Below are 16,723 nucleotides of genomic sequence, written 5' to 3'. Positions count from 1 at the left end.
AGCGTGGGAACGATCATCACGAGGACTTCTTCGGTTCCTTGATCTTGTACCACGCCACATACAGCGCCGGCAGGAACAGCAGGGTCAGCAAGGTGGCGACGATGATCCCGCCAATCATGGCGTAGGCCATCGGCCCCCAGAATACCTCCCGGGCAATCGGAATCATGCCCATGCTCGCGGCTGCGGCAGTCAGCAGGATCGGCCGGCGACGGTGTTCGGTGGCTTGCACCACGGAGTCCCAGGGTGAGAGGCCGCTGCGTTCGAATTCGTCGATCTGAGTCACCAGGATCACCGAGTTGCGAATGATGATGCCGATCAGCGCGAGTATCCCGAGAATCGCCACAAAACCCATCGGCGTCCCCGACGGAACCAGCGCCAGCACCACGCCGATCAGGCCCAACGGCGCGACACTCGCCACCAGAAACAGCTTCTGCACGCTGTGCAACTGGATCATCAGGAACGTCGCCATCAGAAACAGCATCAACGGCACGACTTTGGCGATTGGCCCCTGGGCCTTGCCACTGGATTCGACCGTACCGCCGGTGGCGACGCTATAGCCCACCGGCAAGGTCGCGGCGAACGTGTCGATATCCGGCTTCAGCAGCCTCACCAGGTCAGTCGGCTGTATCTCGTCACGCACCGCAGCCTTGACGGTGATGGTCGGTTTGCGATCGCGGCGCCAGACCAGCGGCTGCTCCAGCTCATACCGCACGGTGGCGAAGGCCAGCAACGGGATCGACGTTCCGCCGGGCGTGACGATTTGCAGGTTTTGCAGGGTTTCCGGCGTGCCGCGCTCGGCGTCTATGGCGCGTCCGACCACGTTGATCAGGTAGATGTCATCGTCGACCTGAGTCACCGCCGAGCCGCTGACGATGCTGTTCATCAGGTTCGCCACGTCTTCGGACGACAGCCCGAGTTGCCGTGCCTTGTCCTGGGCGATGTCGATGCGCAGGACTTTACCCGGTTCGTTCCAGTCGAAAATGATCTCGCCAATGTGCGGGCTCTTGTCCAGCACGCTGGCCAGGTCGATGGCATGCTTGCGTACCTGATCGATGTCTTTGCCGCTGACCCGGTACTGGATCGGCCGGCCCACCGGCGGGCCCATTTCCAACGCTTGCACGTAGCTGCCAATGCCGACGAAGTCCTTGCGCAGACGTTCGCGCAAGCGCTCGCTGAGCAGCGTGCGGGTTTTGAAATCCTTGCTGACGATCACCAGTTGCGCGTAGTAGGGGTTCTGCAATTGCTGATCGAGCGGCAGGTAGAAACGAATCGCGCCCTGACCGATGTAGGTGCTCCAGCGCACGATGTCCGGATCGCCCTTGAGGGTCGCTTCGAGACGGTCGACGGCCTTGCGGGTTTCATCCATCGAGGCGTTTTGCGGCAGGTTCAGGTCGACGAGGATTTCCGGGCGATCCGACGACGGGAAGAACTGGTTCTGCACGAAACGCATGCAAAACACCGCCACCAGGAAACACAGCACCGTGATGCCGATGGTCCACCAACGATTGCGCATGCTCCACAACAAGCCGCTGTCGAAGGCCTTGCCGATACGCCCGGGTTGCGCGTCATGCGGTTTCACATGGGCGCTGAGGATGTGCAGGCCAATCACCGGGGCGAACAGCACCGCGACAATCCACGAGACGATCATCGCCACGGCAATGACCGCAAACAGGGTAAAGGTGTACTCACCGGCGGAGCTGGCGTTCAGGCCGATCGGCACGAAACCGGCGACGGTCACCAGGGTCCCGGTGAGCATCGGGAACGCGGTCGAGGTATACGCGAACGTCGCCGCCTGTTCCTTGGTTTCACCCAATTCCAGGCGCGTGACCATCATCTCGACGGTAATCATCGCGTCATCCACCAACAGCCCGAGGGCGATGATCAGCGCTCCGAGGGAAATCCGCTGCATGGTGATGCCGCTGTACTCCATGAACACGAAGACCATCGCCAGCACCAGCGGAATCGAACAGGCCACCACCAACCCGGCGCGCACACCGAGACTGATAAAACTGACCACCAGCACGATGATGACCGCCTCGAACAACGCACTGGTGAAGCCACCGACCGCCTCTTCCACCACTTCAGCCTGATCCGAGACCTTGTGCACGCCGACGCCCACCGGCAGGTCGGCGGTGAGCTCGTCCATACGTTTGTGCAGCGCGCTACCGAAGACCTGAATGTTGCCGCCCTTCTGCATGGCAATTGCCAGGCCGATGGCCGGATGGCCGTTGAAGCGGAACATCGGTGACGCCGGGTCGACGTAGCCACGGCTGATTTCAGCGATGTCGGCCAAACGGTAGAAGCGGTCGTTGAGCCGAAGATTGACCGTCTCCAGGTCCTTTTCCGAGGCGAACTTCCCCGACGTGCGCACGGAAATCCGCTCGGGACCGGCCTCGATCACCCCGGCCGGAGTCACCGCGTTCTGGGTTTGCAGGCTTTGTACGACCTGACGCTGATCGATCCCGAGCGCCGCCAGTTTGCGGGTGGAGAAATTCAGGTAGATGACTTCGTTCTGCTGGCCGACCATCTCGATCTTGCCCAGCCCCGGTACGTCACGGATCTCGACGCGGGCCTGCTCGACGTAGTCGCGCAACTGGCGCATCGACAGGCCGTCGGCGGTAAAGGCGTAGATCGAACCGAACACATCACCGAATTCATCATTGAACGACGGGCCCTGTATGCCCTGGGGGAACGTGCCGCGAATGTCGTTGATCTTCTTGCGCACCTGGTACCAGATTTGCGGGATGTCCTTGCCACTGGTGGTGTCACGCAAGTTGACGTACACCGTGGATTCGCCGGGGCGGGTGTAGCTTTTCACGTAATCGAGCGAGTCGAGCTCCTCGAGTTTTTTCTCGATGCGGTCAGTGACCTGCTTGAGGGTTTCTTCCTGGGTCGCACCGGGCCAGCGGGTCTGGATCACCATGGTTTTTATGGTGAAGGACGGGTCTTCTTCGCGCCCCAGATTGAGGTACGAGAACACCCCCATCAGCAGCGCGACGAACATCAGGTACCAGATGAACGACTGATGCTTGATGGCCCACTCGGATAAGTTGAAGCTCCCTTTCATCACGGGCGGTCCTCGTCGACTTTGACTTTCTGCCCCGGCTTGAGGCTGTTCACGCCGGCGCTGACCACGCGCTCACCGCTTTTGACGCCGTGCCCAATGATCACGCTGTCAGCGCCACGACTGAGTACGGTGACGTCGCGCGGGGAAACGGTCTGGGTCTGTTTGTCGACCACCCAGATACGGGGTTTACCGTCGACTTCCTGCAAGGCCGTCAGCGGCAATTCGATACGCGGTTCGATGGCCGAGCTCAAGGTCACGCTGATCGCCGTACCGAGACGAAAGCCCCGCGGCGTCTCGGCCAGGGTCAAGCGAGCGCGGCGAGTCCGGGTCGCGCTTTGCGCCTGTGGCTCGATCTCGCGGATGATGGCCGTGGTGTGGATACCGGGGTCAAGTTGCGCAGCCACCTCAAACACGACATCGCTGGGCAGTTGCTCGGCAAGGCCTGCGGGCAGATCGATCACCGCTTCCTTGATGTCGGGCCGCGCCAGCGTCACCACTTGTTGTCCGGCGGTCACCACCTGCCCGGCCTCGGCGCTCCAGGCCGTCACGATTGCGTCGTGATCGGTACGCAGCTCGGTGTAATTGAGCTGGTCCCTGGCCTGACTGACCGCCGCCCTGGCTTGGTCCAGTGAAGCCTGGGTGGTTTTCAGGTCGGTCTGGGCGATATCCAGTTGCGCCTGGGCGCCCACACCCTTGTTGAACAGTTCCTGCTGACGGCGTGCATTGGCCTTGGCATTGATCAACTGCGCCTCGACTTGCGCCTGATCGCCCCGAGCGACACGCAACTGGTTCTGCTGATCGGTCGGGTCGAGGGTTGCCAGCAACGCGCCCTTCCTGACTTCGCTGCCGACATCCACATTGCGGCTGGCGATACGCCCGGGCACCCGGAAACCAATGTTGCTTTCGAAGCGCGCCTGAATGCTCCCGGCGAAACGCCCGAGGTCTTGCTGGTCAAGAGACTGCACTTCGATCGACAGCACCGGGCGCACCGGCTCCGGTGGCGCCTCCTTTTTCGAGCAGGCCGCCAACAGCAAGCCCGCCGACAAAAGCAGCAACACGCGCTTCATGGCTGAACTCCCGTCGAACCTTCGGCGGGCGGCGTAACGATCTCGACCGATACGTCGGGGTGCAACAACTGGCCGCCAGCGGTGACGACTCGCTCGCCGCCGTTCAGGCCCTCGCTGATGATCACTTTGCCAGTCAGGTAACGCCCCACCTTGACGGTCTGCAACTGTGCCTTGCCATTGGCATCCACCCGCCACACTGCCGGATCACTGAGATTCTTGGTCAGTGCGGCCCAGGGCAATTCGATCACAGACTTGCCCGGCACCTTGGCCGTGGCACTGACCACTGAGCCCAACCGCATGCCTTCGGGCAATGCGCTGAGGGTGACCTTGACCTGCACCGTACCGGTTTGTGCCGACACCGCCGGGGTGATTTCGCGCACCGTGCCGGTGGTGTAGATCGTCGGGTTATCGAGCAGGCTGACCACCACCGACCGCTCCGATGGCGGCGCGCTCAACAGCGATTCATAGACATTGAACACCGCGTCGCGCTCGCCATCCCGGGCCAGACTGAAAATCGGCACCGTGGCCTGCACCACCTGGCCGACTTCAGCCTGACGCGCCGTAATCACCCCGGGCGCGTCGGCAACCAGCGCGGTGTAACTCAGCTGCTCGCGGGCATTGGCCAACTGCGCCTGCGCTGCGCTCAAGGCGCTCTGGCTGCTGCGCAACGCGGCCTGTGCAGAATCGTATTCGCTTTGGCTGGTGTAACCCTTGGGCAAGAGTTTTTGCTGGCGGACGAATGCGGCAGCGCTCTGTTTGACCCGTGCCTGCTCGGCGACCACCTGGGCCCGGGTCGAATCAACGTTGGTCTGCAAGTCTTTCGGGTCGAGCCTGGCCAACACTTGTTTGGCAGAAACCCGATCGCCGACATCCACCATGCGCTGGATGATCTTGCCCGCAACGCGAAACGACAACTCGGTCTGAACCCGCGCCTGAACATCCCCGGTCAGGGTCACCGAGGCGGCGAAATTGGTCGGTTTAACCTCTTGCACAAACACCCGTGGGCGTTCCTTTTCGACCGGCTTTTTATCACCGCATGCGGTCAGCAGGGCAAACAGGCTCAGGCCAACGATACATTTCAATCCGAGACCAGCCATGCAAGCTCCTTTGCGTGATACGGGCAGGCGTGATGCGGGCGGACACGTGACGGTACGACTGAGAGCTTAGATCAGGGCTCCAGTGCTGCACGGCAACAACTGCACACATTCAGACATCATCGCGTTATCGACAGTCAGGCACACTGCCGGGCAACACAGCAGGAGCTCGCGGATGCTCAAAACCCTCGCGGTGGCCAATTACCGCTCGATCAATAAATTGGTGATCCCGCTCGGGCGCCTGAATCTCATCACCGGGCCCAATGGCAGCGGCAAGTCCAACCTCTACCGCGCTCTGCGGCTATTGGCCGAAACCGCTCAGGGCGGTGTGGTTAACGCACTGGCGCGCGAGGGTGGGCTGGCCTCGACCTTCTGGGCCGGCCCGGAAAACATCAGCCGGCGCATGCGCAACGGTGAAGTAGCCGTCGAGGCCTCCGTGCGTCAGTCGCCCAAGCGCTTGCGGCTGGGCTTTGCCAGTGAAGACTTCAGTTATGCAATCGCCCTGGGCCTGCCGGAACTGTCGCGCTCAGCGTTTTCCCTGGACCCGGAAATCAAGCGTGAATGCATCTGGTCAGGGCCGCTGTACCGCCCGGCCAGCCTGTTGGTCAATCGCGCCGGCCCGATGATTCGCTCGCGGGTCGAACGCGATTGGGATGTGCTGGCCCAGCACACGCCGGTCTTCGACAGCCTGTTCGATCAGGTCGGCAGCCTGCACGCATCACCCGAAGTATTGCAGTTGCGTGAGTTCATTCGCCGCTGGCGCTTTTACGATCACTTTCGCAGCGACGCCGAGGCGCCAGTTCGTCAACCTCAACTGGGTACGCGCACGCCGGTGTTGCACCACGATGGCCGCGACCTGGCGGCAGCGTTGCAAACCATCCTCGAAATCGGTGATCCGCAGGCGCTGCACGCCGCCATCAGCGACGCATTCCCCGGCGCCCGGCTGAACATCCAGCCGCTTCAAGGCTCACGGTTTGCCATCGAGCTCTATCAGGAAGGGTTGTTGCGACCGCTGTCCGCCGCCGAGCTGTCGGACGGGACCTTGCGCTACTTGCTGCTGATCGCCGCCCTGCTGACGCCAAGGCCGCCGACGCTGATGGTGCTCAACGAACCGGAAACCAGCCTGCACCCGGACCTGCTGCCGGCATTGGCGCGGCTGATCATCCGCGCCTCGGAGCAGTGCCAGGTGTGGGTGGTGTCCCACGCCAGCCGCTTGATCGCAGCATTGCAGCAAGCCCCCGAATGCAACGCCATCGTGCTGGAGAAGTGTTTTGGCCAGACCGGGATCGTTGGTCAGGGGATGCTCGATGAACCTGCGTGGAACTGGCCGGACTAGCCCCATACACATCGTTCCCATGCTCTGCGTGGGAACGATCAGTGCAGCCGTGACGATTCAGCCCTGCCACTTCCCGCCTTCGACAATCACGCTCTCAGGCTGGGTGTCATCGCTCAGTTCTTTACGCACGTACTGGTCGTAAAGCTTGCGCAGGTATTTGTCTTCACCCAGCTTCGCCAGCTCGGCGTTGACCCAGTCACGCAGCTCGATGTTGCCCTTCTTTACCGCAGGCGCAATCGGTGCCTCGGCACCCAGGGGTTCGGTCAGCACACGGTAGCCCGGGTTCTGCTTGGCCCAACTGAACAGCACCAGGTTGTCTTGCGCATACGCATCACCGCGACCAGTGGCCAAGGCTTGCAGGGACTCGGTGTTTTTCTCGAACTTCAGCAGCTTCCAGTCCGGGTGGTTCTTGGTCAGCCAGATATCGGCAGTGGTGCCGGTGGTGACGATAGTGGTGCGGGTCGCCAGGTCATCGAGGCTTTTGACCGAGCTCGCCTGTGGTACCAGCGCCTGCACTGCGACCTTGAGGTTCGGGTTGGTGAATTCCACCGCTTCCTTGCGCTCCGGAGTGACGGTCATGTTGGCGAGGATCAGATCGACCTTGTCGCTTTGCAGGAACGGAATCCGGCTCGCCGGCTCGACCGCGACGAACTCGACCTTGTTCTCGTCGCCCAGCAGGTCCTTGGCAAATTGACGGCCGATGTCGGTGTCAAACCCCACGTAGCGACCGGTTTCATCGACGAAGCCGAACGGCGGTTTGTCGGTGAATACACCAACGATCAGCTTGTCCCGCGCCTTGATTTTCTCCAGGTAGCTGGCCGCCGGTGCCGCGCTGGCGGTAGAGGCCGCAGGTTTGGCAGGCGCTTCGGATTTATTGCACCCGGCCAACAGCGCGAGGCCGAACAATGGGAGTAGCAGCAGTGAAGACTTGGCAGTTTTCATGACAGTTCCAATTCCTTTTCAAGAGTCTTTTTGGGCAGTGCTTCGACGTAGGAGAACTTCTCCAGGAACTGCTGCGCTCGTGCGGTTTGCGGGTTCGTAAAGAAAATCTCGGGAGGGTTTTGTTCGAGGATGCGCCCGGCGTCCATGAACACAATGCGGTCCGCTACCGCGCGGGCGAAGGCCATCTCGTGGGTCACGATCAACAGCGTCATGCCGTCGCGGGCCAGGCCCTGAATCACTTCCAGCACTTCCTTGACCATCTCGGGATCAAGGGCCGCGGTGACTTCATCGAACAGCATCACCTGCGGGTTCATGCACAGTGAGCGGATGATGGCGATGCGTTGCTGCTGGCCACCGGAAAGCTGGCGCGGGAAAGCCTCGCGCTTGTCCGCCAGACCGACCCGTTCCAGTAGCGCCAAGGCCTGTTCGCGCGCTTCACGCGGTGGGCGCTTTTGCACCTTGAGCGGGCCGAGCAGGAGATTGTCGAGCACGCTCATGTGCGGGAACAGGTGATAACTCTGGAACACCATGCCGATCTGCTGACGCACTTCGCGCCAATCGGTGGTCTTGCTCAGCAACTCGCGCCCGGCGAAACGCAACTCGCCGCTGTGGGCGACTTCCAGACCGTTGAGGCAACGCAGCAAGGTGCTTTTGCCGCAGCCGCTGGGGCCAAGAATGACGATCACTTCACCGGCTTCGACGCTCAAGTCGACCCCGTTGAGGACCTGATGCTCACCGAAGAACTTGTTGAAACCCTTGAACTCGATCAATGCACTCATGCTTGCGTCCAGCGCCGTTCCAGCACGCGGGAAGCGGCCGAGAGCGGGTAGCAGATAAAGAAGAAAAACAGGAATAACGCACCGTAGATCAACACCGACTCGTAGGTACGCTCGATGATCTGCTGGCCGACCTTGATCACGTCGACCACGCCGATCAACACCGCCAGCGAGCTGGTCTTGATGATCCGCGTGTAGACGTTGATGGTCGGTGGCGTCATGCGTTTCAGTGCCTGGGGCAGCAACACGTAACCGAACAGCTGGGGGCCGGACAGCCCGATCGACAACCCCGCTTCACGCTGGCCACGGGGCAAGGAATGCAAGGCTCCGCGCACCACTTCGCCGACTTCACTGGCGCCCCACAACGACAGCACCAGCACCGCGCACCAGAAACTCGGTAGGCTCAGGCCGAAAAAAATCGGCAGGCCGAAGAACAGCAAATACAGCCAGACCAGCACCGGGATTGCCCGGAACAGTTCCAGATAGACTCGCAGCAACGCGTTCAACCACTTCGAATTCAGACTGCACAGCACGCCGTAGAGCACTCCGCCCACCGTGCTGATGGCGATACTCAAAAACGAAATCGACAAGGTTTGCGCAGCGCCTTTGCCTAGCTGCGGCAAAGACACCCAAAGCAGCTCAAGACCCGAACTGGCCATGCTGGAGCCTCCTTTCCAGGCGGCTGAGCAACAGCGACAACGGCAAGAACAGCAACACGCAGATCAGCGTCAGCACGGCGAGCATTTCGTAGGTTTTGTAATACAGCGCGATGTAACTCTTGGTGGTATAGAGAATCTCCGGCACCGCCACCGCCGAGACCACGGTGGTTTCCTTGAGCAGGAAAATGAAGTTGGCGAACAGCGATGGCAGGCTGAGGATCCCCGCTTGCGGCAGGATCACGTAGCGCAGCAATTGCCAGCGAGACAAGCCGATCGAGCGCCCCGACTCCAGTTGCGCCGCTGGCACCGCTTCAACGCCGGCCCGCAGCACCTCTGTAAGATACGCACCGCCCAGAAAGGTCATGGTAATGATCGCCGCGGCAAAACCGGAAACCTTCACCCCAAGTGCCGGCAACGCGAAGTAGACGAAGAACAGTTGGATCAGCAGCGGGGTGTTGCGCGCCAGTTCCACGTACAACGCCACGAGGCGCTGTAAGTATGGTGTGCGGAACACCAGAAGGGTCGCGTTGATCAGTGCTACCAGCAACGAAGTGCCGATGGCGATCAGGCCGACCTGCAGCGTCACGCCCACGGCGCAGAGAAACGCCGGCAGGGTGCTGAGGATGAAAGCGTAATCGAACGTCATTGAAGATCCTGAACGCCGCAGGGTAAGCGACGGTGGCGCAGTCCATTGGGCTGTGGATAACAACCCGGCAGGCACTGACTTTAAAGGTATAAAAAGAAACATTTAAATACCGATAAAGCATATTGATATCACGCAAAAAACTATCTGATGGGTTGGCGGTGTCAGCGGGAGACAGCTATTTTCCTTTGCGCTGTAGGAGGGATCTATTTTTCAAAATACCCCTCCAAGGACGAGCAGCTTGCGGCCACACTCTCGGCCGAACCATCACAAGGACGATAAAAATGGCAGACGTGAAAATACCCCAGCGGCTGGATCCGCAGGACATCGTGAAGTTATTGACGGCGTTGCGCCGGGCGTTGAATACGCGGGGCTAGTTAGAACCACCCCTCACCCTAACCCTCTCCCCAGAGGGGCGAGGGGACTGACCGAGGTGTTTGGACAATTTACTGCGACCTGCGATTACGCAGCCGAACTCAGAATCTGGGAAACACAGATATCTGCCCCCTCTCCCCTCTGGGGAGAGGGTTGGGGTGAGGGGTGATATTCAGGCCAGACTCAATTCTTGAAATTGACTCCCCTCAATAAAAAACGCCGACGCTCTATCAGCCGTCGGCGTTGAAACCTCAAAGGGTTTTACCGCTCAATCAGAACGCTGGCAGTACCGCGCCGCTGTATTTCTTCTCGATGAACGCTTTGACTTCAGGGCTGGTCAGGGCCTTGGCCAGCTTCTGGATCGCTACGCTGTCCTTGTTGTCTGGACGCGCGACCAGGAAGTTCACGTAGGGCGAATCCGCACCTTCGATCACCAGCGCATCTTTAGCCGGGTTCAAACCCGCTTCCAGCGCGTAGTTGGTGTTGATCATGTCCAGGTCGACCTGATCCAGCACACGCGGCAGCATCGCCGATTCCAGTTCCTTGAACTTGAAGTTGTGCGGGTTCTTGGCGATGTCTTTCGGGGTAGCCAGGGCGTTTTTCGGGTCTTTCAACTCGATCAGGCCGGCTTTCTGCAACAGGATCAGCGCACGGCCGCTGTTGCTGCCTTCGTTCGGGATAGCGATGGTTGCGCCGTCTTTCAGCTCAGCCAGGGTTTTGACCTTTTTCGAGTAGCCGCCGAACGGTTCGACGTGGACGCCGATCACGGTCACCAGGTGAGTGCCTTTGCCTTCATTGAAGCTTTGCAGGTACGGCAGGGTCTGGAAGTAGTTGGCGTCCAGACGCTTCTGATCGACCTGCACGTTCGGTTGTACGTAGTCGGTGAAGACCTTGATTTCCAGATCCACGCCTTCTTTGGCGAGGGTCGGTTTGATCAGTTCAAGAATCTCGGCGTGCGGCACCGGCGTTGCGGCAACCACCAGTTTTTCGCCAGCCTGGGCCAGGCCCGCAGTCAGGGCAGCCGCCAATGCGGTGAACAACAGAACCTTTTTCATGCAGTGTCCTTATTTGTCGTTGTCGACAACGGCTAAAAAATGAAATGCCAGTGACGTGCTATCGCTGGTGTGGTGCGGACGATACCGAGATTTTTTATTCCCGAACAATATCTTTTATTCACTTTCATATTCCATTTTATTCATACAGCCTCGACCCGCTCTAACTCGCACTTGAGGCCACCATCGCATGTGTAGGAGCAAGGCTTGCCCGCGATGACATTCTCCGAATAGACCGCGCCGCCTGGATCGCGAGCAAGCTTTGCTCCTACAAGAGCCCAGCTTTATGGAGCAGTTGCTTCAGGGCATTCTGTTCCGCAGCAGTACCGCCGTCGACAAGGCGCTTGAGTTGTTGCTCGATCTGTTCGAGCGGCGACAACACCTGAGGCAAATTCAAATGCTCCGGAAGAATTTCCTCGCCACTGCTCACCAGCAACGCAAAGTGAATGACGTTTTCCAGCTCACGGGTATTACCCGGCCAGCTGTGCCGTTCCAGAACCTGCTGGGCCGCGTCGCTGATAAACGGCACCGGCAGATCGAGGCGCTGGCTGTAGATGCCGAGGAAATACTCGGCCAATGACTGAATGTCACCGACTCGCTCACGTAAGGCCGGCAATTCGAGCTGACCTTCGCTGAGGTAGTGGTAGAGCCGCTCATGGAATTTACCGGCCGCCACCGCTTGTGCCAGATCGATGCTGGTCGCCGCCACCAGGCGCACATCCACCGGACTCGGTTGCTGCGCACCGACGCGGGTGACTTCGTGATTCTCCAGGGCGGCGAGCAGTTTGATCTGAATCGGCAACGGCAAATCGCCGATTTCATCCAGGTACAAGGTCCCGCCATTGGCCGAACCAAACCAGCCGGCGCGACTGCTGGCCGAACCACTGAAACTGCCGCCGGCATAACCGAACAACTCGGCATCGGCGTAGGTCGGGCTAATGGCGCCGCAGTTGACCGATACGAACAAACCACCGCGATCACTGGCACGGTGGATATGTCGCGCCAACAGCTCTTTGCCGCTGCCGGTTTCACCGCGAATCAACACCGAGATCGAGCGCGGCGCCAGTTGCTCCAGCTCCTGGCGCAGCTGTCGCGAGCGCGGGTCGACAAATACCAGCGCCTTGGCGCGAATGCTCAACGGGCTTTTTTCAGCGTCGGGAAAGGTCAGCAAGGGCTGACCGAAAGACTCATGCAAACTCATGGCAGACTCCCGCCCAGAACCGCCGGGAGACGGGGGCGTTTAAATAAAAAAGAGGTTCAAGCGCGGCGCAGGGCGTGATGCTCCATGCGGTTTTGCAGGCGATACAGGTAGGCAAAACCCTGCTCCCAACGATGGTGACCGGACTTCACATTGATGTGCCCGGCCCCCGCCAGAATCCCCGCTTCGGCGCCCCAGTGTCGTGCCAACTCCAGCGCCCGTGGAGCGCTGACAGCGGCGTCGTTGTCGGAGCTCACAACCTGGCTCGGGAACGGCAACAGGTGCGTCGGAATCGGTGCAAAGTTGCGCAACGCAGGCACGCAGGCCGGGCGCTCGACGTCGGCAGGCGCCACCAGCAAGGCCCCGCGAACCTGACGCAATGCCTGCATCGGCGCAGTAGCCGCCCAATGGGCAACGGTGATGCAACCCAGGCTGTGGGCGATCAGGATCACCGGCGTGCTGTCGGCATCAATCGCTTCGGCCAGCGCCGCAATCCAATCCTCACGACGCGGTGTCAGCCAGTCGGCCTGCTCCACCCGTGCGCTGTTCGGCAGGCTGTTCTGCCAATGGCTTTGCCAATGATCCTCTGGCGATCCTTGCCAGCCCGGCACAATCAGGTAGCGAATTGACTCGTTGCGCATGGGGAGCTCTCCTGTGCGTGTCTGTTCCTGGTCGAGTATAGGGATAGGATTTATATTCGTTAAGGAATAAGAAGATATTTATTAAGACTCAAATAGAATATGCGATAGATACCTGATACCGGAGATCAGATGTAGGAGCCTGCGCTTTGTCGAGAAAAAAAGGGGCCGCACCCTGCCAAGGAGACGGCCCCGGAAATCACTATTTTGTACCGCGCGGTCATCACCGACAGCTCGGTAGTCCTCAAATGTTTAACACGGATAAGTTGCGGTTCGATGAATCGATCTGCCTGCGCCTGACACCCCCACGCGATCGTTTCGATGGATGAATCATTGCCTTAATGACTTATTTCCGAAAGGAATATTTCATGATTTATATAGACCCGTACGGAATAATAAAATCAACACTTCCTGCCAGCTCCCGAAATCAAAAAGCTGCCGAGGAACACACGTGGGAACGACCTACGCTTGAGCTTCCCGCACCGCTTCGATGCTCTGCTGCTCCTTGCGCACAAACCGGTTCGCCCGTCCAAACGTGCCGAAATCATTGAAGCGCACACCCATCTCGCGCATCACCTTGTGCGCCACCGGGACGGTCAGCTGGCGGATATAAAACGGTTCCTTCACCACAAAATGATGGATGCCATGGCTGCTGCCGAAGTTGAAGCAAAATGCCTGCAACGGCCACATCCACCATGGGTTCAGCACCTGGGTCTGCTGGAGCACGTTGCCCGGCTCGATGTCGCCGTAGTAGTGCATGTTCGAGCTGACGAAGTGCAGGCAAAAGGTCCGCAGCACGTTCGGGCCGATGATCACCACGGCGGCGATATCAATCACCTGCATCACCGACAGCGTGATCACCGACCACTCCACCGAGGTGCCCAGTAAATACGCGATGCCGTTGGCCGCGTGGAAACCGAGAAACAGGTACCACGCGCCCCAGTGCACCAGTGCCAGTGGCGCGTAAACCTTCAGCGTGCGCTTGATGATGCTGAATTTGTGCGCCCAGGTCCTGGCCCGCAGCATGCGGATGAACGCCGACATCACGTTGTCGCCGACCATCAGCAAACGCGCGATACCCCAGGGTTCGCCGTTGGTGATGGCGCGCTCTTCCATGTCGGTTTCGCTGCCGGACACCTTGTGGTGGTTGAGGTGCAGATGACGGCGGATCCACGGGTTGATGGTGCTTGGCCGCGCCAGCCAGACCAAGCCCATCATCAGGTTGTGCGGCAGGCGTTGCTTGCGAAAATACATGCTGTGGATCAGGTCGTGTTCCAGCTCATGGGTCAGCGAGGCGAAAAACGCATTCAGCAGCAAACACGCCCACCAGGCCATATGCCCGGTCATGTAGAGCGCCGCCGAGCCAATCATCCCGGCCAGGGCGAAGGCCAGAATGCCCACGCCCAAGGCGTCCTGATGATCGAGAATCGGGTAACGCTTACGCAGTTCGACACCGCGGGCGAGCACTACTTCACGAATGTGTGCAGATCGTTGTTGTGCATTCAGGCGTTCAGGACTTGCAGAAGTACCGTACATGCTTCCATCCTTTAGTTATTGATGTTCGCATCCTGCCCTGCGCGATCGCTTCGGGCGTTAGCTGTGAACGCCAACCTGTTGACCGGAAGCGCCAATCATCATGATTGAACCCACCTCCCTCGCCAGCTGGACCCGCGCTTTGCGCAAACAACTCGACGCCCTCGGCCTCGACAGCAACGCGCTGTGCCTGCAAGCCGGGCTCGACCCGCAACTGATGGACGACCCGAACGCCCGCTATCCGTTATCGGCCACGACGCGACTATGGGAACTGGCCGTCGAAGTCAGCGGCGATCCGGCAATTGGTTTGCGGGTGTCGCGATTCGTCAGCCCGACCACCTTCCACGCGTTGGGTTATGCGTTGGTGGCCAGCGGCAGTCTGCGTGAGGTGTTCGAGCGCATCGTGCGGTATCACCAGGTGATCAGCGACGCCTTGGACCTCGAACTGACCCGTGGCGAAGATCGTTATTGCTTCACCCTCAAGGTGCCCGAAGGCAGCCCGGCGCCAGCACGGGAAGCAATCGACGCCTTCGCCGCGATCTACGTGCGCACCTGTCGCAACCGTCTGGGCCGGGACTACGCGCCGCTGGCGGTGTACCTGCGTCGCCCGGAACCGGCCGACCCGAAACAATGGCACGCGGTGTTCCGCGCGCCGATCTTCTTTGCTGCTGATGAAGACCGGCTGGAGTTTTCCATCGAAGACTTCGAAAGCCATCTGGATGACGCCAACCCGGAACTCGCCGAACACAACGAAACCGTACTCAAGCGCGCCCTGACGCAGCTGCGCCTGCTGACCTGGGAGCGCAAGGTGCGCGATGCCATCGAAGCGCAACTGCCCGAAGGCGAACCCAGCGCCGAACGCATCGCCGAGACCTTGCACTTGAGTTTGCGCAGCCTGCAACGGCACCTGGCGGACGAAGGCTGCCGGTTCGATACGTTGCTCAATGAGTGTCGTGAAAATCTGGCGCTGCTGCACTTGCGAGACCCGCAGTGCTCGTTGAGCGAAATCAGCTATCTGCTCGGATTCGCCGACACCAGCAGCTTCAGCCGCGCCTTCAAACGCTGGACCGGGATGACGCCGGGGCAGTTTCGGGATGGGTTGCGTTAACAGACCCGTTACGGGTTTGCGTTGCGCCCGCGACGCAGCAACTTGCGCACTCGCGCCACCAGCTCACTGACGGCGAACGGCTTGAGCAGGTAATCATCCTCATGCAGCTCCAACCCGCGCAGCCGGTCTTCAATGCCATCCGCGGTGGTCAGGAACAGCACTGGTGTTGCGCCAAGCTGACGGATCTGTTGCAACAACTGCCAACCGTTGAGGCCGGGCAACATCACATCGAGAATGACCAGGTCGTATTCAGTCGCTTCGATGAAACGTCTACCGGCCATGCCGTTTTCCGCTACATCCACCACATAACTGGCTTCGCTCAGGCCCTGGGCCAGAAGTTTCGCGGTCTCGGGTTCGTCTTCCACTAACAGCAAACGCATGGCACACCTCGAATAATCATCACCACAGGCTAGGCGCCTTGGTGCACAAAGCCCATCACTAACGGTTATTTCGGATGAGGCGGCCGACTCAGACGCTCGCCATCGCCCGCAACCGACCTGCATCGAGGATCTCGATCTCGCCATAACTCAGGTTGAGAATGCCCTGGTTCTGCAGTTCCTTGAGGATCTGGTTGGTGGTCTGCCGCGACAGCGAAAGCAGCAACGCCAACTGCTCCTGCGGCAGTTGCAGGATCCGGCGTGCCGGTTCGATCTCGCCGTAGCCATCGGCAATCATCAGCAAGCGATGCGCCACGCGGGCCGGGGCTGGCAGCAAGGTCAAATGCTCGAGATTGATGAACGTCAGGCGCAGTTTATGGCTCATCAGCAAGGCCAACTGTCGCCAGTAGTGCGGCTGTTCTTCGAGCAAGGTGAGCAGCGCTGTCTGCGGTATGTGCAACAGAATGCAGTGGCCCACGCCATAGGCGTCGTGGGTGCGCGGCTGGCCATCGAACAGACTGATTTCACCGAACCAGTGCGACGGCTCGATCAGGCTCAACAACGCCTCCTTGCCCTGCTCGCTCACGGCGCCCACGCGTATCGCACCTTCGAGCATCGCGTACAGACCACACGGCGGATCACCACGCTTGAACAGCCGCTGCCCCGGCGACAACCGCCGCACGCGGGCCAGGGACAGCAGACTATCCTGTAACGAGGGCGGCAAATGGCTGAACCATTGACCCTTCATCAGGCGTGACCGCCAGGCCTGCATATCCATGAAAACTCCAAGATGATTGTCGTCTGGCTGACAGAGCAACGACGGACCGCAGGGCATGATCGAGATCCCTACAGGAGGAA

General features: G+C 60.0%; 15 protein-coding genes. 2 read left to right on the top strand and 13 right to left on the bottom strand.

What is annotated here, in order from left to right:
• Positions 1-16 precede the first annotated feature (16 nt).
• Genes KRR23_RS12650 through KRR23_RS12640 form a run of 3 tightly spaced genes read right to left on the bottom strand, consistent with a single transcriptional unit; the run spans position 17 to position 5,231 of the window.
• Positions 17-3,067 carry an efflux RND transporter permease subunit gene (locus tag KRR23_RS12650; RefSeq protein WP_216742769.1) on the bottom strand — a complete coding sequence of 1,017 codons (3,051 nt, stop codon included), beginning with the start codon at positions 3,065-3,067 and terminating at the stop codon, positions 17-19.
• Positions 3,067-4,134: an efflux RND transporter periplasmic adaptor subunit gene (locus tag KRR23_RS12645; protein WP_216742768.1), complete on the bottom strand. Its 1,068-nt coding sequence runs from the start codon at positions 4,132-4,134 to the stop codon at positions 3,067-3,069. Before KRR23_RS12645 ends, KRR23_RS12650 begins: the two co-directional genes overlap by 1 nt.
• A complete protein-coding gene (locus KRR23_RS12640; protein ID WP_216742767.1) occupies positions 4,131-5,231 on the bottom strand; it encodes an efflux RND transporter periplasmic adaptor subunit in 1,101 nt (366 codons plus the stop codon). The genes KRR23_RS12645 and KRR23_RS12640 overlap by 4 nt, the downstream gene beginning before the upstream one ends.
• A 172-nt stretch (positions 5,232-5,403) precedes the next feature.
• On the opposite strand from KRR23_RS12640, the gene KRR23_RS12635 reads away from it, so the two are divergent.
• A complete protein-coding gene (locus KRR23_RS12635) occupies positions 5,404-6,564 on the top strand; it encodes an AAA family ATPase (RefSeq protein ID WP_216742766.1) in 1,161 nt (386 codons plus the stop codon).
• A 57-nt stretch (positions 6,565-6,621) separates the two neighbouring features.
• Here the strand turns inward: KRR23_RS12635 and KRR23_RS12630 are convergent, their stop codons facing one another.
• The 8 genes from KRR23_RS12630 to KRR23_RS12595 form a co-directional block, all read right to left on the bottom strand.
• On the bottom strand, positions 6,622-7,506 hold the full coding sequence (locus KRR23_RS12630; RefSeq protein ID WP_216742765.1) for a transporter substrate-binding domain-containing protein: 885 nt from the start codon (positions 7,504-7,506) through the stop codon (positions 6,622-6,624).
• A complete protein-coding gene (locus KRR23_RS12625; protein WP_216742764.1) occupies positions 7,503-8,285 on the bottom strand; it encodes an amino acid ABC transporter ATP-binding protein in 783 nt (260 codons plus the stop codon). The genes KRR23_RS12630 and KRR23_RS12625 overlap by 4 nt, the downstream gene beginning before the upstream one ends.
• Positions 8,282-8,941: an amino acid ABC transporter permease gene (locus KRR23_RS12620; protein WP_054595069.1), complete on the bottom strand. Its 660-nt coding sequence runs from the start codon at positions 8,939-8,941 to the stop codon at positions 8,282-8,284. Before KRR23_RS12620 ends, KRR23_RS12625 begins: the two co-directional genes overlap by 4 nt.
• Entirely contained in the window at positions 8,922-9,587 is a 666-nt protein-coding gene (locus KRR23_RS12615) for an amino acid ABC transporter permease (RefSeq protein WP_216742763.1), read from the bottom strand. The genes KRR23_RS12620 and KRR23_RS12615 overlap by 20 nt, the downstream gene beginning before the upstream one ends.
• Positions 9,588-10,231: 644 nt before the next feature.
• On the bottom strand, positions 10,232-11,014 hold the full coding sequence (locus tag KRR23_RS12610; RefSeq protein ID WP_216742762.1) for a MetQ/NlpA family ABC transporter substrate-binding protein: 783 nt from the start codon (positions 11,012-11,014) through the stop codon (positions 10,232-10,234).
• Between the two features lie 265 nt (positions 11,015-11,279).
• Positions 11,280-12,212, bottom strand: coding sequence for a sigma 54-interacting transcriptional regulator (locus KRR23_RS12605; protein ID WP_216742761.1), 933 nt, complete (start codon positions 12,210-12,212; stop codon positions 11,280-11,282).
• Positions 12,213-12,268: 56 nt separating this feature from the next.
• On the bottom strand, positions 12,269-12,850 hold the full coding sequence (locus KRR23_RS12600; protein WP_216742760.1) for an alpha/beta hydrolase: 582 nt from the start codon (positions 12,848-12,850) through the stop codon (positions 12,269-12,271).
• A gap of 459 nt (positions 12,851-13,309) precedes the next feature.
• Positions 13,310-14,383, bottom strand: a complete 1,074-nt coding sequence (locus KRR23_RS12595) for a fatty acid desaturase (RefSeq protein WP_216742759.1) — start codon at positions 14,381-14,383, stop codon at positions 13,310-13,312.
• Positions 14,384-14,483: 100 nt separating this feature from the next.
• Here KRR23_RS12595 and KRR23_RS12590 point away from each other — a divergent pair, with 100 nt between their 5' ends.
• The gene (locus KRR23_RS12590; RefSeq protein WP_216742758.1) at positions 14,484-15,488 is read left to right on the top strand and encodes an AraC family transcriptional regulator; all 1,005 of its coding nucleotides are present in this window, start codon (positions 14,484-14,486) and stop codon (positions 15,486-15,488) included.
• Positions 15,489-15,496: 8 nt separating this feature from the next.
• Here the strand turns inward: KRR23_RS12590 and KRR23_RS12585 are convergent, their stop codons facing one another.
• The gene (locus KRR23_RS12585; protein ID WP_216742757.1) at positions 15,497-15,868 is read right to left on the bottom strand and encodes a response regulator; all 372 of its coding nucleotides are present in this window, start codon (positions 15,866-15,868) and stop codon (positions 15,497-15,499) included.
• Between the two features lie 88 nt (positions 15,869-15,956).
• Complete coding sequence (locus KRR23_RS12580; protein WP_216742756.1) at positions 15,957-16,643, bottom strand: Crp/Fnr family transcriptional regulator; 687 nt, start codon at positions 16,641-16,643, stop codon at positions 15,957-15,959.
• Between the last annotated feature and the right edge of the window lie 80 nt (positions 16,644-16,723).

The sequence above is a fragment of the Pseudomonas sp. CVAP#3 genome (genome assembly GCF_018986375.1).
Lineage (GTDB): Bacteria > Pseudomonadota > Gammaproteobacteria > Pseudomonadales > Pseudomonadaceae > Aquipseudomonas > Aquipseudomonas helvetica.
This window is presented reverse-complemented; position numbering and strand designations above follow the sequence as displayed.